Genomic DNA, 22,863 nt, shown 5'->3' on the forward strand with positions numbered 1-22,863 from the left:
TTGTTTATCCATTCTATTTTTGCATTACATATCTAACTGATTATGATGGCGTCCAATCGGTACAACAGACGGAGAATCGGATACAGGATCTTGAATAACTAAAGATTTCAGACCAAAAATATCGTGAATCAATGTGCTTGAAACCACTTCTTCCGGTGTTCCCTCCGCGACTAACTTCCCTTTATGGACGGCAAAAATATGATCTGCATAGCGCGCCGATAAGTTAATATCGTGAAGAACCATCACAATCGTTGTCCCGTATTTTCGATTGAGGTCCGTTAGCATATCGAGAATTTCTACTTGATAGGTAATATCTAAATACGTTGTCGGCTCATCTAAAAATAAAATATCGGTTTGTTGGGCAAGTGCCATCGCAATCCACACACGTTGTCTTTGTCCACCCGAAAGCTCATCAATATTACGATCAGCAAATTCTGTAATATTCATGATTTCCATTGCCTCTGCAACAGCTTCATAATCTTCTTTTGTCCAACCTTTTAAAAAGGTTTGGTGTGGAAATCTCCCGCGCCCAACTAAATCTGCCACCGTAATTCCCTCTGGAACGACTGGCGATTGCGGTAATAGTCCTAAAACACGTGCTAAGTGCTTCGGTGGAATTTTATTGATTGGCTTGCCGTCTAAAGTCACCTGTCCCGAAGACGGCTTAATAAGGCGGGCCATCGTTTTTAATAGCGTCGATTTCCCACAACCATTTGCACCGATAATAATGCTAATCTTATTGCTTGGAATGGTAAGACTGATATCTTGTAAAATCATTTTATTGTCATAGCCAGCTGTAATATTTTCTGCTTGAAATATGTGCGTTGGTTTCATTTATAAATCTCCCTTTCGATTGATTCGAATTAGTAAATAAATCAAGTAAGGTGCACCTATTATACCCGTGATGACACCTACTGGGTATCTCGCAACAAATGCAAATTGTCCGATAAGATCTGATGCTAATACTAATATGACCCCAATCAGGCCAGCAGGAAGTATATTCGAAAATCCAACGCCCACCAATCGTTTAGCAATCGGGCCTGAAAGAAATGCGACAAATGCGATTGGACCAGTTGCTGCGGTTGCTAATGCAAGAATCAGCACCGAGCAAACAATCAGGATCACCCTTGTTTTGTTTGTATCAACCCCAAGTGAAGTTGCTGCTTGTTCCCCAAGCTCGAGCATTTCTAATCGTTTTCCGAAAAACAAAATAATCGGTGTGAAAACAATGACCGCAATAAATAGCGGATAAAGATTTTCCATCTTCGCTCCGTTTAAGCTACCACTTAACCAGCGCATCGCAGTTGGAATATCATTCGTTTTTCCGATTAACATTAAGTAGTTAATGACTGCAGTCAACATAGCCTGAATACCAATCCCTACTAATATTAATCTTCCAATCGAAAAGGAAGCTCCTTTTGCTAATAAATAAATGACAATTGCCGTTACAAGTCCACCGACAACCGAAGCAATCGATACAACCGTATTATTGGCATGCAATACGATGATACAAAATACAGCCGCTGCACTAGAACCTGATGTAATCCCCATAACATTTGGATTGGCAAGTGGATTTCGTAACATCGTTTGGAATATGTAGCCACCAACACCAAAGGCAAATCCCGCAAATACACCCGCAAGCATTCTTGGTAAACGTAGTGTACCGACTGTAAAAGTTGCCCCTTTTACTTCTTCACCTATTAATACACGAAGTACATCTTTCACTGGATAAATCGTGTTTCCTAACATCAACATTGCACAACAAAGCGCTAAAGTAATCATTGTAAGCACTGTAGTAGTCATGATAAAACGGCGACGTCTCTTTAATCTAGAACCTCTAATGGAATGAATCGTTTCATTTATCATATCGCACGCATTTTCGCTTTCATTGTAATTAATATTAAAATTGGCGCCCCAACAAAGGCTGTTACAATCCCAACTTCAAGTTCGCTTGGGCTGCCAAGTAATCGTCCTAACACATCAGATATCGATAAAATAATGGCACCTGATAGCGCAGACATCGGGATAATATAACGTAAATCTGGTCCAATTACTAAACGGATGACGTGAGTCGCAAGTAAGCCGATAAAACCAATTGGCCCTGCTAATGCAGTTGCCACACCACATAGTAATACACCGCCAAGTGCCGCAATCAATCGAATTGTGCCCGTACGTACACCTAACCCCTTCGCAACCTCATCACCTAATGCGAGTGCATTTAATGCGGGCGCTGTAAAAATGGCGATGACTATTCCGACAATCAAAAACGGAATAAATAACGAGATGGAATCCCAGTTCCCTGAGCCCACACTACCAACTTGCCAAAATCGAAATTGGTCCATCACATTCGAACGCGGAATCATCACAGCAACAACAAGCGATGATAAAATCGCACTCGTCGCAGCACCAGCTAAAACAAGTTTCAAAGGTGTTGCCCCGCTACCGCCCATCGAACCAATACCAAATACAAAAATTGCAGTGATAAAGGCCCCCGCGATTGCTAGCCAAACATATTCACCTGCTGAACTAATATTTAAAAAGGCAATCCCACAAACGACAAAAAGAGATGCCCCTGTGTTGACACCTAAAATACTTGGATCTGCTATTGGGTTGCGCGTTACCGATTGCATTAATGCTCCTGAAACACCTAGTGCAGCACCACACATGAAACAAAAAATTGTTCGAACAATTCTTTGTCGAACAACCACGGCTTCATGAGACTGAACAGATGGATGGAATAGTCCATCCATCAAATCAGCTACACTAATTATCCGAGAGCCAAATGCAAGTGAAGCTACGATACATACAACAAGTAAAATTGCTAAAAGGATACATACTTTTATAAAGTTACGTGGTAGGAGCACTTGCTTTTTTTCTGATACGGATAATTTATTCATATTATTTCATCTTTTTCGCAACATCAGAGATTAAAGAAACATACTCATCAATTGTGTATTGAATTGAAAGTGGGTTCGGGTTACCAGCTGCTGCAAGTGGTGTGTTGTCTGCAATAATCACAACATTTCCTTTTTGGATAGCTGGTACTTTACCTAGAATTGGATCAGCTTGTAATGCAGCTAATGTATTGTCATCACCATATGCGATGAAGATGTCCGTATCATTTAAAGCATCTGCATTTTCTGCACTTAATTCGATGTAGAAGCTTTCTTGATCAGCAACTTGTGCTTTAACGCCTTCAGGATATTCCATGCCTAATTCTTTAAGAAGTTCACCACGTGGATCTGCTGGTGTATAAACGTAGAACTTAGATAAGTCTGTCGCATTGAACATTGCGAACGCCGCTTTTAAGCCTTTAACTTCAGGGTGTTCATTTGCTTTATCAGCAATTAATTTTTCTGTATCGGCAATCAGTTGTTTACCTTCTTCTGCCATACCCATTGCCATTGAGTTATAAGTAATTTGATCGCGCCATGAAGCTACCCAAGGAGTTTTTTGGTATGGAATAACTGGAGCAATTTCGCTTAATGTATCGTACTCTTCTTGAGTAATACCTGAATAAGCAGCAAGAATTACATCTGGATTTGAATCTGCAATTGCTTCAAAGTCTAAACCATCTGTATCTTGGTAGATGTTGGGATTTTCTTCACCAAGCTCTTTTAATTTTTCCTCAGTCCAAGGAAGCATACCGCTATCATCTTGAACTCCGTAGTTTGCTGCAGAGAAACCAACTGGTACAACACCAAGTGCTAAGGCTACGTCATGGTTTGCCCATGAAATAGTTGCAACGCGTTCTGGTTTTTCTTCAATAACTGTTTCACCTAATGCGTGTTTGATTGTGATTGGATATTCAGTTGCAGTTGCTTCTGTATCTGTAGTTTTAGATCCTGTAGCTTCTTTGTCTGTACTAGAATCTTTATCTGAGCAGCCAACAAGTGCAAGAGACAGAATCGAAATTAGTAACATTGTTACTAATGAAAAATGTCTTTTTGAAATCATTTAAAATTTCACTCCTTATTTTTATTGATAATGATTATCATTGCCAATATGAACTATATATCTTGTACAAATAATTGTCAATATCTTTTTGACGTTGTCAGAATCAAAAAGACAGGTAGTTACTAATTTAATAATAATCCGTCGTGCTCGTTGCTGGATAAAGGGATGTGTCCCACACATGGTCTTGACTGATCGTCGCATCAGCAAGCAAGAAATAATCGTAGCGAATGTTTTTCCCTTGATCAGGTATTGGGTCATTCCACGTCGTATCTAAGTGATACCACTCACCGTCTACTTTAACTAAATTCCATGCATGCCCCCCAACAGGAATTGCATCACCCGTCACAAATCTCACCTCAAAATCCATCTCTTTTAGCAGTAAATAGGCAGCGAGTGCATAGCCTTGGCAAACCCCTTCCCCATTTATCAAAATCGAGTATGGTGTATACGGATTGTCAGCGCTATTTAAGTTATACACGGTTTGCGATACTAAATAATCATTCACATACTTTACTTTTTCTACGTCGGCTAAACCAGTTGGCATATTCGCTACAATTTGCTTTACCTTCCCTAACATGAGTGCATGCTTTTCTGGCGCCAAATCATAGCTTACTGTATACTGCACATCGTTTACCGTTCCATAATCATAATATTTATAGCTTATTTTCTGGCGCATTCTTGAAATATACGGCTCCTCTTGCTCCATCCATTCAAAGGCACGCTCTTGCATCTGTACCATTGGCATACTTGATGTATCAACAGTTAAATTAAATTGCGGCTCAAAATTAGTCAATTGTGCAACAATCGCTTGTCCAAGCTCTTCCGGTGAGGCGATATTTTCCGGCATATCATAGTTGGCATAGACTGGATCAACCGGATCTGCTTTTTGCGAAAGCGCTTCGTAATTGAAGCTCTGTAGTTTGGCCGGACTATCTTTAAAAAACTGAAGTAGCCCGTCTAAGCTAACATCTGCGGTTTGCTTCATCGCAATCGTCATATTTGGATCAAGTGTCGGTAACTGTAAATCAGCCGCCTTCCACTCATCCATTGCCATCGATCCAAAAAGTAAACTCGCCAGTAACAAAACGAGTGAACACAATCCCTTCACACGAATAAGACACCACGAGAAAAATTTTGAGAACGGATTTTGAACCATCCGATTCAGCTCATTATTCAACTGTTTTTGCAGTTTGATAGGTGATTTGAACAACTTCAAATATTTCGTGCGATACAACGCATCATTGTACACACGTTTATAAATCTCGAACTCTCCCGACTTATAGCCCTTCACATTCCCAATGTGTTGACGATTTTCCTTCAATCCTCTTTTTAGTGCCTTCCGCAATCGCCACTGAATAAAGAAGCCGCGAAGAAATAATAAAAAAGGTATAAACGCCAAACAAAAAATAACAAAAAATATTATCACATCTTCCATTGTCCACCCTCATTTACATAGTTGCTATGCTTTCTATTTTGAAAAGATTCTACATTATATTCTTCTAAATCAAGTATAATAATAGCTTCATTTCCGAAATACATCCACGGTTTCATATTATCAACCTGAAAGATAGTGCAAAAACGCAAATCCCCTTCAATTTAATCTCATTTTATCCAACTATCGAACCTTTTATGAGGTTAATGGCCCATCATTCCTTTTAAACAAGTCCGTTCTGCTACGCTACGGGGGACGCTTTCCTGGGGGCGTGGCTCCATCTAACTTATTTGTGCCTATACGGCGGCACAAATAAGTGGATATTCCGCGCACGCTTATTCCCCAAGGGGTCGCCTCAACAGCCTGATTACGAAGCCCCGCTGTTGTTTCAAGCGTTTCTTCTATTGTACGATTTAATGGCCCGATCGAATCGACGTTTCCCCATATAACTAAACGGACATGTAAATCTGCATATAATTGTACTTTCATGAACTTCATCAAATGTTGTGAAATAACTTTATATTCACAATTCAACCCTAAAAAACTTTCAATTTTAATAGTACTGTAAAGAAAATGAAATACTTTTTTGATATTATTTTAATGTTAGGTTTAATTAGAGCAAAAAAATATTATATAGATATAGAGGTTTAACGAATAATGAATTCATTAATGAAAAAAATTGCAGCTTTTGCACTTGGCACATCCCTATTATTTACGACTGTATCAGGAGCATCAGCTGCTACATATACCGTAAAAAGTGGCGATACCCTTTCTAAAATCGCTCAAAAATACGGTACAAGTTACAAATCCATCATGACGTCAAATGGTATGAAGTCAACGAGCATTCGCATTGGTCAAAAATTACAAATTGGATCAACTGCAAAAACTACAGCTAAAACTGTCTCTACTACGAGTAGCACAAAGGTAATCAATAATGCGAAAAAATACCTTGGCACACGCTATCGATACGGCGGTTCTACTCCATCAGGGTTCGATTGCTCAGGTTTCGTCTATTATGTGTTAAAGCAATCTGGTAAATCAGTAAGCAGAACAACAGCGGCTGGCTTCTATAATAAGTCTAAAAAAGTATCATCCCCTAAAGCTGGCGATTTAGTTTTCTTCAGTAATACTTCGAAAAAAGGGGTTTCACACATTGGCATCTATCTTGGCAATGGTAAAATGATTAATGCCAGTGGATCAAAAGTGAATATTTCAAATGTACATCAAGGCTATTGGAAATCACACTTCACGGGTTACGGTCGAATTTAATTACTATTCAAAAAAGAAATGGCGTATGAACATTACGCCATTTCTTTTTTATCCCTAAATTTTAACTTTTTTCTCTTTCATAACATTTCTTAGAATACTTTACCTTTGTTTTCAATATTATAATCGAAGGGAATACTTCACTATTAAATTCCCGATCAAAAAGGGGTAGATTTGTTATGGAGAAAAAAGTTCATCCAGAGTTACGAGAAGTTTTTGCAGTCATGCCTGGAATGCCCATTACACAAGAATCAATTGAAGGCATTCGCGCTGGCATTGCACAACAAATTAGTCAACTAAGTACTTCCTCATCGCCAAATGTCGAAACGATTGAAAAATTTGTACCTGGGGCTGAGGGAAATCCTGAGGTACGTGTTTTAATTCATCGACCTAAAGCTCAAACAGATGTTTTACCAGGCATCTATTATATACATGGTGGCGGCTATATTTTAGGAACAGCTGAAATGTTCAGTTCAGGTTGTGAGCACTATGCAGAACAATTTAATTGTGTTGTCGTCAATGTAGATTATCGTTTGGCACCTGAGTATCCATATCCAGCGCCAATTGAGGACTGCTATTCAGGGTTAAAATGGTTTGCCGATCATGCGGACGAGTTAAATGTGGATCCAGAACGAATTGTCGTTGTCGGTGCGAGCGCTGGTGGTGGACTAACAGCCGCTTTAACATTGCTGGCACGCGATCGTAAAGGTCCAAAAATTGCAGCACAATTTCCACTTTACCCAATGATTGATGATCGTTGTAACACACCATCCAACATGGAAATTACAGATGAACGCGTTTGGAATGGCATTGGAAATCGTGCCGCATGGGATATGTATTTAGGCGACCTTAAAGATGCGGATGACGTACCAATTTACGCTGCGCCTGCACGTGCGGAAGATTACTCAGACTTACCGCCTACTTTCACATGCATCGGTGACTTAGACCCATTTAGAGATGAAACAATTACGTATGTTCAAAAGCTACGTCAAAGCGGTGTACCCGTTGAATTCCACTTATATCCTGGTGGCTTCCACGGCTTCGAAGGCTTCGTCCCACAAGCAAGTATTAGCCAACAGCTCACTACGACACTTGAAAACGCATTGAAAAATACCCTTCATGCAAAAGAAGCTTCTACTATTTGATTTATAATTGTGGATTTCGAATATAATTTTAATCAGTGAAACTCTTGATTCTTATAGAGTTTCACTGTTTTTTTTTGGTTTAGGGGGTTTGAATGACTACACACATCACTCAATTTAAATACTTTCCCTGATTCGGTAATGCAATTTGTTCAAATTCATTCACTAATTTTTGAAGATTGGTCGTCAACTCTTCGCCTCTCATCGGTAAACCGTGTCCTGTAATAGCTACTGTCGGTTGCAAAGATTTTAGCTTTTTTACAGAATTCCAAGCAGCTAACCAGTCCGTCGTAAAATAGCGTGGTGGCCCACTAATTTCTTTTTCCTGTGTTAGCACCTTATAAAGGGACTCTTGCTTAACCGTCACAAAGGCATCCCCGGCAATCAATGCTCCGTCTTCATCTCTAAATAACGAGATATGACCTGGTGTGTGCCCTGGCGTATGAATCCAGTGGAACCCATCCATATAAGGAATCTCTCCATTAAAAGGAAGTTGTTTTACATGCGCACCTAAATTAATCGCCTCATTTGGAAAGAATGGCGACATTTTAGCAATGAAACCGCCATTTACAGTTGCATCTGGCTCAGGGTAATCTTGTCGACCTGTTAAATACGGCAATTCTAAAGAATGCGCATAAACAGGGACTTTCCAATGCTCAATCAATTCAATAATCGCTCCTACATGATCAAAATGGCCATGTGTTAAAATAATGGCTTTCGGTCTACAATTAGAGCCAAATCTTTTTTCTGCTACGGAAATAATTTCATTTGCACTATGAGGCATCCCCGCATCAACCAATACAAATTCGCCTTTTTGTGGCTCTCCGTAAAGCACAAAATTTACAATTTGAATGGTATGCATATATAAGTCAGGTAATACCTCCATCCCCTCGCCACTCTGAATAGAAGTAGCTGGAATATATTTAAAATCACTTCCATAGCGCATCTCCTGATCCATAAAAACCCTTCTTTCTCCGATTAAAATATCATCAATTTAGGTTGTGCAATGCGTAGAATTTTATTCGGAGGATTTTACTCAAATCGACTCTTAAAATGATATTTTACTATAAAAATTTTCACCTTATCACTGCCATTTCATTCACTATACGTTCCCATTGTTAAAATTTACTTCATACAAAAAGATTTAGATTATTAAAGATTAAAAGAAAAAGATAGAGTCGCATTAAAAAATGCTACGACCATTCACGGAGTTTTTTTAAAACTTTCTTAGTGAACAAAACATGATAGCCACTAGAACTTTTTGAATCTGCAAAAAAATTTTTCACCAATGTCCCTTTTTTGAATGGCTACAGCCTATATACATAGTAAGCCCCAATTCGAGGAGGAGACAAAATGAAATTAATAGCAAACGAAAAAACACTCATTGTTCAACCAATCCTTGCCTGTGTACTAGGTGTAGATGAAGCGATTTTACTTCAGCAGCTTCACTTACAAACGACACTCACTTCTTATGCGCACACACAAGCACTCGAAATAAACCATTGTCACACACTGAAACCACTCAACCAAGCCACACTGAAAAGCACAATAGAAAAACGAAGAAAACACAAATTTGTCCAAGCAAATCGATCAAATCCCACTTTACAAACAGGACATATCCAAAATTGGAGTGAAACGAATGCAATCACAGGAAACTAACATCTATGCCCTGTTCATAGACATGGTAAAATACGAGCAAAACTTCGGTGCCTACTGGATTTACCTCGCACTCATCAAGGGCTATCTGCAGAAAAATGACCGTCCCGAACGCATGTATGATGTGCCATTTACAGACGAAGATATTGCAGAAATTCATCGGATGGATAAAGAAGATTTGCTCGGCATTAACCGCGTGAAACTGTATGCAACACAAGTTGACGGGAATAAATACGCACTGTATTTTGCTCGCCACCCAGCCGAAGTACAAAACCTGCATTATAAGAGGTATGAAGTATGGCCAAAACACTTGCATAGTGTTTACAAGCAGCACAAATATACCGAAGTTTTGCTAAGTCATTCTGAGGAATGGGTATATATTTTTGAGCTGAAGCATCAAGCAAAAGTGTTGCCCGTTTTTTTGGGCGTGGTTGAAGTTTAAAAAGTGGAAAATAGACTAAAAATGCCTGAGACTTCGATGTGAAGTTTCAGGCATCATCGGTTTCTCTAATTTTTTGGCTCTTGTGGGATTATTGGTTGTAGTGGTTCTGTTGGCTCTTGTGGGATAATTGGTTTCACAGGTTCGTTCGGTATATTTGGCATTGGAGGTTCTGTCGGCTCTCCCGGTGTCACGGGCTTTAGTGGCTCTTTCGGTTCTTTCGGAATAATCGGTTCTACTGGCTCTGTCGGCCCGTTTGGAATAATAGGTTCTGCTGGCTCTTTCGGTACGTTAGGAATGACCGGCTTTTCTGGTTGCTTGCCTGTTTTAGAATTGGTTAATGGATTCTTGTTCATAATCATCTTCTCCTTTTGTTTTTATATAGTGACTTTGTTTAATGAAATGATTTAAAACTATACCCGTTTCAAATGAATAATAAGCAAGTGCTTCTATTACCTTGTGAAAAATCACCATAAACATACTCATTGGAGGTATTCTATGAGGACCTATAACAGTTATGTACCGCATGCAAAAACAATTCATTACAATTTATAAAAACAAAAACACTCAAAGCCTTTGATATAGGTTTTGAGTGTTTTGACATTAGCATTTAATTTTACAACATTAGTTCGTACTATTTAACAATTGCTTTAGCTCGCGCACTTCTTCTGCTGACAATGTAACACCCTTACCCATCTTTTCACGATTCGGTGCCCATTCACGAATATCATATTTCGGCGCATTGCCGTTCCAGCTCACTAAGTTCAGCTCTTTCTTCCAGCCTTTTGCGGATTCAGAGAGAACACCGATATGCTCGACTACTTCGTATTTGATTTCTGCCATTTTTACACCCCGTTAATTATTCTAATTACTATCTCTTTTCAACAAATAACAATATTAGTGTTGCCAATGGACCTAATACAAGAGTAAGTAAAAACCAATTTAACCCCGTTCGATTCTTCCCTTGTGCAAGTGCGGCATTTATCAAAGCCAATGTACCCCAACCTACGAAATACTGATTATCCATATGATCTGCCCCCTTCACTATTCCCCTGCTTCTTGAGATCCCAAAAGTTTATTTCGTAATGCTTTATCACTTGCGTAAATATATAGCCCCTTAATACCGCGCTTCATCAAAATATTAATGGAGTTAAGGACGATTTTTTCCTTCGCTTCATTTACATTTTCAATACCCTCCATACCTGTATACGCACCTTTATCCATATACTTGCTTGTATCGATGACAATTTCATCTTTCACAGCATCATATTGAACAGATGGACCAAGCACGACCCCAACATAATTTAAGTCAAAGCCTTGAATTGTATAAATGGAGCCAGCTTCGTGAACTGTTTCAGCTTTTTCAGCCCATGTATATTTCGTACTCGTCGTATTCCATGGCAGCTGATATTCCCCGTTCGATTCTTTCACGTAATAGGTGCCACCATCTTTTTTATGCAAGTAATCAAACGTTGAAACAACGCGGCTTAAGCCATGTCTTGTATTTTTTGCTTTAATTTCTTCATGCATATGTTTAATCGATTCAAACACTTTAAATTCATAGCTTTCATCTTTCGGCAGTGGCAATAATCTTTTTCGTTTAAATTCGTTAATCCAATTGATCACATCATCATTTGCATGCATGCGGAATTGTTTTGTTAATGGAAATACTTCTGTACAAGGACTCAGATTTTTTAGTCCTTCTAATATTGCTGCACCCCATAGGCTCTTTAGTTTTAACACTTGATCTTGGTCATAGATAATAACGACCACTTTTGCCAGTTTCAGAAGTTCCTCTAAATGATTGCTACCATAGAAGTTGTTATATGTATCTGGCTTTGTTAAAAGTAAATGTGCTTCGTCAACCAAAATGATATCTGCCTTTTGGTCATCTTCTCTTTTTTGCAACGTATTAATCAAAGGTGTAGGCTTTGCAAAGTTTTTTCCTTTTAAATGCTTCACCTGTTTCGCAATATCTTTGTACGTTTTAAACATTTCCTCATGATTCACGACTAAATAATTTTCTGTGTCATATAAATTTGAAGAAGCTTCCTCTGCCCTTTCTTGAATCGTATTGAATATCGAACTTAATACGACGCTTTTGCCAACACCCGCTTCACCTTCAATGACTAAAAGGTTGCCATATTCACTTGTATGTCCCTTTACTCGATCCTCACAAAATTCGAGTACTTTATCCTTTAATTCCAATTGCTCTAACGATAATTCTTTAAATGGCGATAATTTAAAAATATCTTTGTTTTCAATGACATGGAGCTCATTGTCGACAAGGTTTTGTTCATGAAGCTTTTGCCATAGCTCTATAAATAATTTTTGGTCGTAGTAAGGCTTGTTGTAGTAGTTGTGGGTAAAATCACTAGCCGTTTTACTTTTGTTTTGAAGCGTATATCTCTCATCCCCAAGAAAATAGTTAATCAGCTTTGTCTCTAGGTGAAACGTTGCTGAACGGTTGAACTTTTCATGCTTAATCAAGCTAATATGGTCGACATTTTTGCGCGTTTTTAAATGAGCTTTCATACGGTTTTTAAAGTAAACTGTCTCTCCTATGTAAGCTTCCTTTTTGCCATTTAATACATAAATGACAGGATAGTTTAAAAATTGCTCTTTGTTGTTGATTTGGTTGAGGCTTTCTTGTTTGAAAGGCCATGATAGGATTTCGATTGAACTCAATATATTCACCTTCTATAAAATTCCAATTATTAACACTATAATACCAAAGTAACAATGTAAATATCCATGATTCGTTACTATATAATAACAAACTCAAATCACACAGGTTAAATTATGTTAATAATAGTAACCATAACCATATTTCACGGTATAATAGTCATATTGTTTATTGGAAAGAAAGGAAGGAAAAAATGAAAAAATTCTTACTAGCATTATTAGCCATTTTAATGGTAGGTGGCATCAGCATGGAAACTGCAAGTGCGAGTTCAACCGTTACGTTAGACGGCGGTAAAGTAGTGAACAACCGCACAATCGTACCCTTACGATCAATTTTTGAGGAATTAGGCGCGACAGTTCAGTGGAATCAAAAGGATAAGACAATCACAGCTCAAAAAGGGAAAACAACCATTTGGTTAAAGGTTGGCTCAAAAACGGCAAAAATTAATAACAAAACAGTTACAATTGACGTGCCTGCGCAGGTTTATAATGGTTCGACATTAGTACCGTTGCGCTTCATTAGTGAATCATTTGGCGTAACAACTACATGGAATGCAAAACAAGAAGAGGCTATTTTAACGGCAGACGATAAAACAATCATCGTAAGTGTAGGCGAGTTTGATAAAGCATTCACAACGGATACAATTGCCATCAAATCTTCGCCTGGTGAAATTTATGACACAATTGGTGTTATTCCAGCTCGTTCAAACGTGAAAGTCGTAGGTGGTGTTCCTATTGGCTACGATCAGGAAGATTGGTCCGGCTATGAAATGTACGGCTGGTCAAAAGTAAAATACGAGGGCTTAACGGGTTGGGTAGCGACGCATGATTTAGTATTCCAAAATCCGTACAGCTGGGCACCAGGTATAAAAGATAAAACATTAAACAAGATTATAAAAGACTATGTCGGTAAAAACGATAAAATCAAACTTGTTGAATCGGATGTTTTTAATGGTGCTGGCCTCATAGAATTTTACGTACAAATTAATGGCGTTGGCCAGTGGTACCCAGTAGTATCCATTAACCCCAAAAATGGTTGGTATCATGGGTAAACGACTATATTGAAATTATCAGTAGTCAATCCCTAAAAAGTAGACACAGCTATTTTCTGTGACCACTTTATAAGCACGCTTTTAATAAGCATCTAGAAACACTAGCGGCAATTAGTGCCCTCGTCGTTTCTAGATGCTTTTTTCGGTATCCGATGCATGCACGGGCCCATTTCCGCGCAACAGATGCAAACATTATTCATCCAACTCCATATCTCTCAACACAAAAAGCCGCATACTCCGTCATTCATACGAAATACACGACTTCCTATTTTGCATAGCTTCCGATCCATACAAGTTAAATTTCCAACTGTAATACAGCCTTCGAAAACACCTTAAAATCATCAATATGTTTCTCTAAAATTGCTTCTAAAATATCCAGTTCTAATGATTGATAGTCATGGACGGCGATATTTCGAAAGCCAACCATATTCATTAACGTTTTTGCTAAAGTAGCATCAATTAGCTCTGCTTCTTGAAGTAACTTAAAACTTTCGCGGCTTGCTTTTGGTACACCAAGTTTTTTCTCGCTCACAATATGCATAGCCAAATCAATACTCGCCTCACATGCACGTTGAATATTTAAAATAATGCTATCCTGCTTTGTAAAATCAGTTAAATTTTTTGAATTGCCTTCATATACTTCATGAATTCGTTTCACACATCGCTCAATCGTCGTTGTTTTATTTAAAATGATATCATTCATATCCGAATACACTTCCTCTTTCCTTAATCGCATCAATGACCTTTGCACGTTGCTCGCTTAATGTAGCATACATACTATACGCGCGCATTTTTTGACGTATATACTCATTTTCATTGCGAATGTAAATCGGTATGCCTTGCTCAAAAATTTGCATGGTGAAAACGGTATCGATTTGCTTAATATCGACTAAATCCACTTCTCGTCCAATTAAAAGAGCAAGTTCACCAGCTAGTTCAAATCGTTCATAAGATGATAGCTGCTTGTCAGTAAAATATGCAAGGTCAACATCACTCTCTTCATGTGTCGTTCCTTTTGCAAAAGAACCAAACAAAATAATAAAGTCTGGATTTACTTGTTGTGTTAGCTTTTCAACGATTTTCTTTTTGACTTCTATTTCAAGCATGCGTATCACCACCTTTCATTTATTATAAACGGATATTTTAGAAAGCGCACTTATAGTCCTTACAAAAAACAGTTCAAATAGCAATCGTAAAAATCCCACTACCTTGACGATAGTGGGATTTGCTATTCATCTAAACTATGCGGCAGTTTTGGTCTTATTGATCTTCCACGATCTCTTGGATATCTTGCAATTGATGCTTCATGTTCGTGATATGGTTCTTGTTTTGCTCGACTGTATCCATATGTTCTCCACGTTGCTCTGCATTTCCGAGTGCATTTTCTGCATGCGTGATCGAATTGAACGCATGCTCCAGTGCGATTTCCTCTGGGTGGGACATCACTTGCTTCACGGCATTATCAGCCTTTCCAACGGAGTTACTTAACAACGTGCTGGGATGATCCTTTTTCCAAGTTGGTCCTCCTGAATGCTTTGGTTTCGTCATTTATGCATCTTCCCTTCCGCAATTAAATAGTGTTCTTCAGACCATAGTTTGTAAAATATCCAGGAAAGTATGCGTCATGACCTTTGAAAATAATAAGCGTTCTAAAAATACGCTTTCCTTGCAATAAAGCTCCTAATTCAGGGTATTCTCTGTATAAGAAAACTTTTTAAGGATGTGTACGGTATGTTAAAAGAAATTTATGCGGATTTACATATACATATTGGTCGAACGGAAAAGGGACGAGCAGTGAAAATTACGGGTAGTAAAAATTTAACGCTTAAAAATATATTGGAAACAGCTACTTCTAGAAAAGGGTTAGATTTAATCGGCATTATCGATTGTCATTCCCCTGAAGTGATCGAAGAAATTGAGCAGCTCATTCGTGAAGGAAAGGCAGAAGAGCTGATGGAAGGCGGTGTGCGTTTCGAGAACACAACACTCCTAATGGGTTCTGAAATCGAAATCTATGATGAACACTGTCATGGGCCAATTCATGTCCTTTGCTATATGCCAACAATCAAAAAGATGAAAGACTTCTCGAATTGGATGAGTACCCTTCAAAAGAACATTCACTTAAGTTCGCAGCGCATATATTGTGATGGGCGCACGCTGCAGCAAAAAGTGCATGAACTAAACGGTTTGTTCATCCCTGCCCATGTGTTTACACCGTTTAAAAGTCTTTTTGGCAGAGGAGTTAATAAAAGTTTAAGTGAAGTTTTTGACCCAAGCATGATCGATGCCATTGAACTTGGTTTAAGTTCGGATACCGATTTGGTGAAAGGGATGAGTGAATTAGCACCTTATACCTTCGTTACGAATTCCGATGCCCATTCTCTCGGCAAACTTGCACGTGAATATCAAAAAATGAAACTAGCTGATGCCAATTTTGAAGAATTGAAAAAAGTCCTCCATCAACAAGAAGGTCGAACAATCGTAGCAAATTACGGGTTAAATCCACTGCTTGGCAAATATCATGAAACGGTTTGCGCCAATTGTGGCGAACAAATAACAGAAGCTGGCCATACGCGCTGTCCTTATTGCGGGAAAGAACATCTTATTAAAGGGGTCGCCAAAAGAATTCGTGAATTATCCGATGCACCATTACAAGTTGTACAAAGACCGCCCTATATTCACCAAGTACCTCTCGATTTCATTCCAGGTATTGGACCGAAAACCATCGATAAGCTAATACATGCTTTTGGCACGGAAATGAATATATTGCATAAAGCATCCGTTGTTGAACTAAAAGCAGTCCTACCTGAAAAGCTAGCGACGACGATCGACTTAGCAAGAACAGGCCAATTAGGGATTACTGTTGGTGGAGGCGGTGTGTATGGGAAAATCGATGTGGACTAATAAATATTGTGAATAATATGTGGGGTTTTTGAAATAATCCCCACCCTCCTCACATAAATTTGAATGATGTACACCAAAGTAGAAAGGAGGATTTTGTGTTTACTCAATACAAATATTGGAGACCGTACATTAGTCCTAATGATCCTTGCCCCCCTATCGAAATCAAAAGCTATGCTACACCCCCACAACTTTATATAGGGTTTCAGCCTAGCGGATTACCTCAATTTCAAACTGCTAAAGAAGCATTAATGCACGGTACATTGTGGCCTCAACTTTTTAGTCCCTATCCAAACCCGCAAAAAGGAGTGGAACATCGTGAGTAAAGTAATGCCCCCAGATTTTTATCAGCTCCTTGAAGAAATTCAAGCAATCGATTTTGTTATTGTGGAGTTAAACCTTTACTTAGACACGCATCCCAATGATTTTGAAGCCATTAAGCAATTCAACGACTCTACCGAAAAAAGCATGAATTTAAAGTTACTATATGAAAGTAAATTCGGCCCCTTAATGAATTTTGGAAGGAGTTATTCGAATTATCCGTTTAATTGGGTTGACACACCCTGGCCCTGGCAAGTTTAAAAACCTACATTTGTTAGGAGGAACAGATTGTGTGGTATTATGAAAAAAAACTTCAATATCCAGTGAAGGTAAGTACGTGTAACCCTATGCTAGCCAAGTATTTAACTGAACAATACGGTGGTGCCGACGGGGAATTAGCTGCAGCATTAAGATATATGAATCAGCGGTACACCATTCCAGACAAAGTTGTGGGGCTATTAACAGACATAGCCACTGAGGAATTTTCCCATCTCGAGATGATTGCGACCATGATATACAAACTGACAAAAGATGCAACACCTCAGCAATTACAAGAAGCTGGCCTAGGTGAACATTTCGTCAATCACGATCATGCATTATTTTATAATAATGCAGCAGGAGTTCCCTTTACTGCTGCCTATATACAAGCAAAAGGAGATCCAATTGCCGATTTGTACGAGGATATTGCCGCTGAAGAAAAAGCACGTGCAACCTATCAATGGATAATAGATATGTCAGATGATAAGGATTTAAATGATAGCTTAATCTTTTTGCGAGAACGAGAAATTGTCCACTCCCTTCGCTTTAGAGAGGCCGTTGAAATCTTAAAAGACGACCGCGATACTAAGAAAGTATTTTAATCCCCCCCTCTAATATCTTCAATTTCAAAAAACGCAAAAGCAGATTAACTGCTCTTGCGTTTCAAATTCGTTTTCCTCATTTGATATGCCAAATTCGTGCAAGCAATCCAAGTTATAGTATACTAACTAGAAAGATTTCTAGTAAAGGTAGGAGAAAGATGATTAAACAACGAAAATTAGGCATCGGTTTTAAAATAACAAGCGGTTATATTATTTTAATTTGCTGTTTAGTTGTAGCAGCGATTGTCCTCAATAACCAAATTACGAGTCTTCAACAAGAACGAAATAGCATCATAAAATATGATTCCAATATGCGTACCTTATCAAACAAAGTAGAACGTCAAATTCTAAATATGGAATCTTCGTTACATCGTTATTTAATTACCGATGAAAAGCGCTATTTAGAAAAATATTATCAAGAGTTAGCAACATGGGAATCGACCTTTGATGAATTAGATAATGTTGTGCAAGATTTATCAAGTGGTCAAAATCAGCTTGACAACTTACATACAAGTATTACCGATTGGCTTAAAACGAATGGAGATCCTTTATACGAAGCCATTTTAAGTAATGATCGTGAACAAATACTCGCCATGTTTGATGGAGAGCAAAGCAGTGCAGCGATTAGCTCATTACAAGAAAAGTTTTCAACGTTCCGCAACTCAGAAACAGCTGCTATCCAGGAATATACAACGGAACTAAATGATAAAAATACATCTTTAACATTCGATCTTTTTGCTATTTTATCTTTAATTGCGATAGTGACGATTATCGTGTTCACGCTTATCTCACGTAAAATAACAGGCTCTATTAATGAAGTAACATCTGCCATCCTTGAAATGAATGATTCAAAAGGCAAAAAACGTAAACGGATTGTCGCCAAAACGAATGATGAAGTAAAAGACTTAGTGAATGCAACGAACACTCTTCTCACAACAATGGAAAAGCGCCAATGGTTCCAAACGAGTTTGGCCGAAATTGTGACAGCCTATCAAGGTGTCGATACGCTGGATGAATTAGGTGAGGTTTTACTAAATTCATTAACAACGCATACCCATTCAGTCTACGGGGCATTTTATATTCAAGATATACGAAATCACTCACTGTTTAATAAAATTGCTTCTTTTGCCGAAACAGGTGAAAATGTCGGGATCCAAAGCATTACAGCTGGTCAAGGATTTATCGGTCAAAGTGTGAAAGAAAAGCGCATTTTAACTTATGAAAACAATGAAAATAGCTTTCATTATCTCGAAACAGCTATAGGGAATATTCCAATAGCTAATGGGATTATTGTGCCCATATTATTTGGAAAAGAAGTTATCGGGGTTTTAGAACTAGCCTCTTTAAAACAATATAGCGAACAACATCGAGCATTACTTAAAGAAGTTGTCGTCCATTTAGGTACCACTATTAATAGCATTATTGGACGAATGGAAATTATTCGTCTTTTAAATGAATCACAAGCGATGACTGAAGAATTACAAGTCCAATCAGAAGAGCTTCAAACACAGTCTGAAGAATTGAAAATGCAGACAGAGGAACTAACAACGATTAATGAAAGATTAGAAGATCGTACACGTGATGCCGAGCAAAAATCTCTTGCGCTTGAAAAAACACAAATTGAGCTTCAACAAAGCGCCGAACAACTACGCCAAAGCTCTAATTATAAATCCGAGTTTTTAGCAAATATGTCACATGAATTACGAACACCACTCAACAGTATTTTAATTTTATCTGAGATGCTCGCTGAAAATCTTGAACAGCATTTAGCTGAAGATGAACTTGAATATGCGAGAGTCATTCATGATTCAGGTGAGGATTTACTAAATCTCATTAACGATATTTTAGATTTATCAAAAGTAGAAGCCGGAAAAATGGATTTATGGTTTAGCGAAATGGATGTTTTTGAAATTCCACAACATATCCATAATCTATTTTTACCAATTGCTCAGAAAAAAGATCTCCAATTAACTGTCGAGGTCACAGAGGATACGGCTGCAATTTTCCATACCGATGTGAAACGCTTCCAACAAATTTTAAATAATTTACTATCAAATGCTTTGAAGTTTACTGAAAAAGGTTCAGTAAATGTGAAGGTCGCACAACCAGAAGTAACCCCTTCTATGCAACAATTTAGTGATACATGGCTAGCTATTAGTGTGACTGATACCGGAATTGGTATTCCAACAGAGAAACAATCGATTGTTTTCGAGTCATTCCAACAAGCGGATGGGGCCACAGTTCGCAAATATGGTGGGACAGGCTTAGGGTTATCCATTTGCCGAGAAGTGACAAAACTGTTAGGTGGTTGGATTACTTTATCAAGTAGCGAAGATCATGGTAGTACGTTTACAATCTATTTACCAAGCTTACCAGAAGGAAATGTACAGCAATTGACGCTTACCGAACAGGAAGTAGCCATTACTGATTCATCTACCTTCGTTCCAGTAGATGAAAATAAAACGGTATTTAAGGACAAACATATTTTAATAGTCGATGATGATTATCGAAATATTTATGCTTTACGACAAGCGCTCGAACAAAAAGGTGTTCATATAATAGAAGCTACTAATGGTATAGAATGCTTAAATATTTTACAAACTACCCCACACATAGACGCGGTTTTAATGGACATAATGATGCCTGAAATGGATGGTTATGAAACGATGGAGCGTATTCGAGAGGATTTACAATTAACCGAATTGCCGATTATTGCGCTCACAGCAAAGGCGATGAAGCAAGATCGCGACCGCGCCTTTAAAGCCGGTGCATCCGATTATATTAGTAAGCCATTAAATTTAGAACAATTATTTTCCGTATTAACGGTATGGCTGACAAGTGGGGAACATTTACTGAATGGATAAAAAACAATTAGAAATACGTTTACTACTAGAGGCAGTGTTTACATTATCAGGCTTCGATTTCCGTAAGTATAATCAACAATCGATCTTACGACGGGTTGAACATCGAATGCGTATTAATAATTTCCCGACCATTTCTCGCTTAACAGAAGGAATTATTTATGATGAACAGCTATTAAACATGCTTCTCAATGACTTTTCCATCAATGTGACCGAGATGTTTCGAGATCCTTCTTTCTTTAAAGTATTCCGTCAACAGGTCGTGCCTCAGTTCCAGCAACTAGATAAATTACGAGTATGGCATGCGGGCTGTGCTACGGGGGAAGAAGTATACTCGATGGCAATCTTATTACAAGAAGAAGGTCTACTTGAAAAAACGGTGATGTATGCAACTGATATGAATGAAAACGTACTAAAAAAGGCACAACAAGGAGCTTTTCCGCTTCATAAAATGCAAGCCTATACGAAAAATTATATTTTAGCTGGCGGCACAGAAAGCTTTTCGCAATATTATAAAACCGATGATTGCTATGCTTCCTTCCATTCTTATTTACGTGAAAATATTATATTTGCGCAACATAATTTAGCGACCGATCAATCGTTTCAAGAGTTTGATATTATTATTTGCCGCAATGTGCTTATTTATTTCACACCTGAACTTCAACATAATGTCCATCACTTATTTTATGATAGCTTGGCGCAGCATGGTTTTTTAGGTTTAGGTGATAAGGAAACATTACAATTTTCACCGTTAGCATCGAAGTACCATATCGTCAACGCAACCGAACGAATTTATCAAAAGAAACTATAGAGACAGGCACAAGAACAAAAGCGCTAAAGCGCCCTCTAAGCCCCGACAAGCGGTTTACGAGCACGACTAGAAAGTAAATGATTCACCACTTTCGACGGCGGGATCGAAAAGCTCGAGGGACTGGCGCTTTAGCCTAGACGTAGATGAAACTTTTGTAATAGGTATCCACAATGCGGAAATCTATAATTTCCTTAACAACAAAAAAATCATTTTCCTCACTCGAGAAAAATGATTTTTTTGTATAGGTAGAGCCGCATTGTTAACTCCGCGCTTGGAGTAATACTACGCACATATCATCTGGCTGATCTTGTTGTAAGTCCTGCTTTACTAAAAAGTCGATTGGTGGTAGATCATTTGCCCACGTTTTACTCGCAATCGCACAAAGCTCTTTCTCTGCTGTAAACTCACATGGCCCCATCGCTTCTAATACACCATCTGTAAACAAGACAATTTGGATTGAAGAATCATAATGAATAATCTTTTTCTCAATTTTAATATCCTCAACAAACCCTATCGCATAACTCGTTTGTGTAATGGGCACGGTTTGATGCTCATCAACAAGCGCATACCCCGTTGGATGGCCTGCATTAACATATTCTAATGTTTTTTGTTGCGTATCAATAATAAAGTAAACACCCGTAAAGTAATACAGTAAGTTTTCTTGTTCATTTTGTAGTAAGTTCATATAACGATTGAGTTCTGCCATGACTAACGCAGGGTCCGTTAGTTTCTTAATCGCCCCTCGCAAAACAGAGGAAATATACATGCACACTAACGATGCCGATACACCATGCCCCATCATATCTAATAACATGACCGCATAACGATGCTCATCTAACTTATCCCAAAAGTATAAATCTCCCGCTAAATTAGAAGACGGTAAATAGGAAGCCGAAATAGTAATATTCGGTTGCTGTACAATAGGACTTAATAAGCTTTGTTGTACGCGTGCTGCTAAATTCATCTCAAGTTGTATCTTTTTCTCATGATTGGTATGCCAATCGAGTTCCGCTTTTAATCGCTGTGCAACCCGCAAACGAGCTAATAATTCTACTTTATTAATAGGTTTTGTTATGTAATCAATGCCCCCGACATCTAAAGCTTCAGACAATTTTGCTTTATCTTCTAACGCCGTTACAAAAATAACTTGAATATCTCTTAATTGTGGATTTTGTTTTAAAATACGACACGCTTCAATCCCATCCATCTCTGGCATCATGACATCTAGTAAAATGACATCCACTTCATAGCATTTAGGCGCGTTAGACGGATCCAAATATTCAAATAGTGCTTTTGCAGATTGTAACGAGACAAAATCATCATAACCATCACTTTTCAAGATTTTTTCAATAACGAAGAGATTCACTCTGTTATCGTCTACTAGAAGAATGGTCATCCTATCACCTTTTCTCTCTCTGTTCATTTAATATAGCAACATATTCTAGTCGTACACTGTAATTATACAGAAAATTGAAATACT

At 38.2% G+C, this 22,863-nt stretch carries 27 protein-coding genes; 11 read left to right on the forward strand and 16 right to left on the reverse strand.

Annotated features, from left to right (window positions below; translation table 11 throughout):
• Positions 1-24: 24 nt before the first annotated feature.
• The 6 genes from DCE79_RS14625 to DCE79_RS18865 all read right to left on the reverse strand — a co-directional run bounded on the left by DCE79_RS14625 (position 25) and on the right by DCE79_RS18865 (position 5,508).
• Entirely contained in the window at positions 25-834 is an 810-nt protein-coding gene (locus DCE79_RS14625; protein WP_108713732.1) for an ABC transporter ATP-binding protein, read from the reverse strand.
• Entirely contained in the window at positions 835-1,866 is a 1,032-nt protein-coding gene (locus DCE79_RS14630; RefSeq protein WP_108713733.1) for a FecCD family ABC transporter permease, read from the reverse strand.
• The gene (locus DCE79_RS14635) at positions 1,863-2,897 is read right to left on the reverse strand and encodes a FecCD family ABC transporter permease (RefSeq protein ID WP_108713734.1); all 1,035 of its coding nucleotides are present in this window, start codon (positions 2,895-2,897) and stop codon (positions 1,863-1,865) included. Before DCE79_RS14635 ends, DCE79_RS14630 begins: the two co-directional genes overlap by 4 nt.
• Position 2,898: 1 nt before the next feature.
• Positions 2,899-3,957: an iron-siderophore ABC transporter substrate-binding protein gene (locus DCE79_RS14640; protein WP_108713735.1), complete on the reverse strand. Its 1,059-nt coding sequence runs from the start codon at positions 3,955-3,957 to the stop codon at positions 2,899-2,901.
• Positions 3,958-4,084: 127 nt separating this feature from the next.
• On the reverse strand, positions 4,085-5,278 hold the full coding sequence (locus tag DCE79_RS14645; RefSeq protein WP_159083115.1) for a transglutaminase domain-containing protein: 1,194 nt from the start codon (positions 5,276-5,278) through the stop codon (positions 4,085-4,087).
• 101 nt (positions 5,279-5,379) lie between these two features.
• Positions 5,380-5,508, reverse strand: coding sequence for a hypothetical protein (locus tag DCE79_RS18865; protein WP_255417950.1), 129 nt, complete (start codon positions 5,506-5,508; stop codon positions 5,380-5,382).
• A gap of 538 nt (positions 5,509-6,046) precedes the next feature.
• Between DCE79_RS18865 and DCE79_RS14655 the strand changes: the two genes are divergently transcribed.
• Both DCE79_RS14655 and DCE79_RS14660 read left to right on the forward strand, forming a co-directional pair.
• Positions 6,047-6,658 (forward strand): C40 family peptidase, encoded by a 612-nt coding sequence (locus DCE79_RS14655; RefSeq protein ID WP_108713738.1) that lies wholly within the window; start codon positions 6,047-6,049, stop codon positions 6,656-6,658.
• Between the two features lie 176 nt (positions 6,659-6,834).
• Positions 6,835-7,800 carry an alpha/beta hydrolase gene (locus DCE79_RS14660; RefSeq protein WP_108713739.1) on the forward strand — a complete coding sequence of 322 codons (966 nt, stop codon included), beginning with the start codon at positions 6,835-6,837 and terminating at the stop codon, positions 7,798-7,800.
• Positions 7,801-7,909: 109 nt separating this feature from the next.
• Here the strand turns inward: DCE79_RS14660 and DCE79_RS14665 are convergent, their stop codons facing one another.
• Positions 7,910-8,755 carry an MBL fold metallo-hydrolase gene (locus DCE79_RS14665; RefSeq protein WP_108713740.1) on the reverse strand — a complete coding sequence of 282 codons (846 nt, stop codon included), beginning with the start codon at positions 8,753-8,755 and terminating at the stop codon, positions 7,910-7,912.
• A 395-nt stretch (positions 8,756-9,150) separates the two neighbouring features.
• On the opposite strand from DCE79_RS14665, the gene DCE79_RS14670 reads away from it, so the two are divergent.
• Together DCE79_RS14670 and DCE79_RS14675 are read left to right on the forward strand one after the other, a co-directional pair.
• Positions 9,151-9,456: a hypothetical protein gene (locus DCE79_RS14670; protein ID WP_108713741.1), complete on the forward strand. Its 306-nt coding sequence runs from the start codon at positions 9,151-9,153 to the stop codon at positions 9,454-9,456.
• Complete coding sequence (locus DCE79_RS14675) at positions 9,437-9,895, forward strand: hypothetical protein (RefSeq protein WP_108713742.1); 459 nt, start codon at positions 9,437-9,439, stop codon at positions 9,893-9,895. Before DCE79_RS14670 ends, DCE79_RS14675 begins: the two co-directional genes overlap by 20 nt.
• A gap of 65 nt (positions 9,896-9,960) precedes the next feature.
• On the opposite strand, the gene DCE79_RS18785 is transcribed toward DCE79_RS14675, so the two are convergent.
• The 5 genes from DCE79_RS18785 to DCE79_RS14690 form a co-directional block, all read right to left on the reverse strand.
• A complete protein-coding gene (locus DCE79_RS18785) occupies positions 9,961-10,248 on the reverse strand; it encodes a hypothetical protein (RefSeq protein WP_234417274.1) in 288 nt (95 codons plus the stop codon).
• Entirely contained in the window at positions 10,220-10,366 is a 147-nt protein-coding gene (locus DCE79_RS18790) for a hypothetical protein (RefSeq protein ID WP_234417275.1), read from the reverse strand. Before DCE79_RS18790 ends, DCE79_RS18785 begins: the two co-directional genes overlap by 29 nt.
• Positions 10,367-10,516: 150 nt before the next feature.
• Positions 10,517-10,735: a YdbC family protein gene (locus DCE79_RS14685; protein ID WP_108713744.1), complete on the reverse strand. Its 219-nt coding sequence runs from the start codon at positions 10,733-10,735 to the stop codon at positions 10,517-10,519.
• A gap of 28 nt (positions 10,736-10,763) precedes the next feature.
• Entirely contained in the window at positions 10,764-10,919 is a 156-nt protein-coding gene (locus DCE79_RS18665; protein WP_168214694.1) for a hypothetical protein, read from the reverse strand.
• Positions 10,920-10,936: 17 nt separating this feature from the next.
• Positions 10,937-12,589: a DNA/RNA helicase domain-containing protein gene (locus DCE79_RS14690; RefSeq protein WP_369916784.1), complete on the reverse strand. Its 1,653-nt coding sequence runs from the start codon at positions 12,587-12,589 to the stop codon at positions 10,937-10,939.
• 182 nt (positions 12,590-12,771) lie between these two features.
• On the opposite strand from DCE79_RS14690, the gene DCE79_RS14695 reads away from it, so the two are divergent.
• Entirely contained in the window at positions 12,772-13,629 is an 858-nt protein-coding gene (locus tag DCE79_RS14695; RefSeq protein ID WP_108713745.1) for a stalk domain-containing protein, read from the forward strand.
• A gap of 295 nt (positions 13,630-13,924) precedes the next feature.
• On the opposite strand, the gene DCE79_RS14700 is transcribed toward DCE79_RS14695, so the two are convergent.
• The 3 genes from DCE79_RS14700 to DCE79_RS14710 all read right to left on the reverse strand — a co-directional run bounded on the left by DCE79_RS14700 (position 13,925) and on the right by DCE79_RS14710 (position 15,177).
• Complete coding sequence (locus DCE79_RS14700) at positions 13,925-14,332, reverse strand: type VII toxin-antitoxin system HepT family RNase toxin (protein WP_108713746.1); 408 nt, start codon at positions 14,330-14,332, stop codon at positions 13,925-13,927.
• Positions 14,325-14,735: a type VII toxin-antitoxin system MntA family adenylyltransferase antitoxin gene (locus DCE79_RS14705; RefSeq protein WP_108713747.1), complete on the reverse strand. Its 411-nt coding sequence runs from the start codon at positions 14,733-14,735 to the stop codon at positions 14,325-14,327. The genes DCE79_RS14700 and DCE79_RS14705 overlap by 8 nt, the downstream gene beginning before the upstream one ends.
• Before the next feature lie 154 nt (positions 14,736-14,889).
• A complete protein-coding gene (locus tag DCE79_RS14710; RefSeq protein ID WP_108713748.1) occupies positions 14,890-15,177 on the reverse strand; it encodes a hypothetical protein in 288 nt (95 codons plus the stop codon).
• 183 nt (positions 15,178-15,360) lie between these two features.
• Here DCE79_RS14710 and DCE79_RS14715 point away from each other — a divergent pair, with 183 nt between their 5' ends.
• From DCE79_RS14715 to DCE79_RS14740, 6 genes are all read left to right on the forward strand, one after another.
• Positions 15,361-16,533: an endonuclease Q family protein gene (locus DCE79_RS14715; protein WP_108713749.1), complete on the forward strand. Its 1,173-nt coding sequence runs from the start codon at positions 15,361-15,363 to the stop codon at positions 16,531-16,533.
• 95 nt (positions 16,534-16,628) lie between these two features.
• Complete coding sequence (locus DCE79_RS14720; protein WP_108713750.1) at positions 16,629-16,856, forward strand: spore coat associated protein CotJA; 228 nt, start codon at positions 16,629-16,631, stop codon at positions 16,854-16,856.
• Positions 16,849-17,112: a spore coat protein CotJB gene (locus DCE79_RS14725; protein ID WP_108713751.1), complete on the forward strand. Its 264-nt coding sequence runs from the start codon at positions 16,849-16,851 to the stop codon at positions 17,110-17,112. The genes DCE79_RS14720 and DCE79_RS14725 overlap by 8 nt, the downstream gene beginning before the upstream one ends.
• Before the next feature lie 29 nt (positions 17,113-17,141).
• Positions 17,142-17,711 (forward strand): manganese catalase family protein, encoded by a 570-nt coding sequence (locus tag DCE79_RS14730; RefSeq protein ID WP_108713752.1) that lies wholly within the window; start codon positions 17,142-17,144, stop codon positions 17,709-17,711.
• A gap of 158 nt (positions 17,712-17,869) precedes the next feature.
• Positions 17,870-20,575, forward strand: a complete 2,706-nt coding sequence (locus DCE79_RS14735; RefSeq protein ID WP_108713753.1) for an ATP-binding protein — start codon at positions 17,870-17,872, stop codon at positions 20,573-20,575.
• On the forward strand, positions 20,568-21,383 hold the full coding sequence (locus DCE79_RS14740) for a CheR family methyltransferase (RefSeq protein ID WP_108713754.1): 816 nt from the start codon (positions 20,568-20,570) through the stop codon (positions 21,381-21,383). The genes DCE79_RS14735 and DCE79_RS14740 overlap by 8 nt, the downstream gene beginning before the upstream one ends.
• Before the next feature lie 259 nt (positions 21,384-21,642).
• Here DCE79_RS14740 and DCE79_RS14745 read toward each other — a convergent pair whose 3' ends face one another.
• Positions 21,643-22,779 (reverse strand): PP2C family protein-serine/threonine phosphatase, encoded by a 1,137-nt coding sequence (locus DCE79_RS14745; protein ID WP_108713755.1) that lies wholly within the window; start codon positions 22,777-22,779, stop codon positions 21,643-21,645.
• Positions 22,780-22,863 lie beyond the last annotated feature (84 nt).

Source organism: Lysinibacillus sp. 2017, assembly GCF_003073375.1.
Classification (GTDB): domain Bacteria; phylum Bacillota; class Bacilli; order Bacillales_A; family Planococcaceae; genus Solibacillus.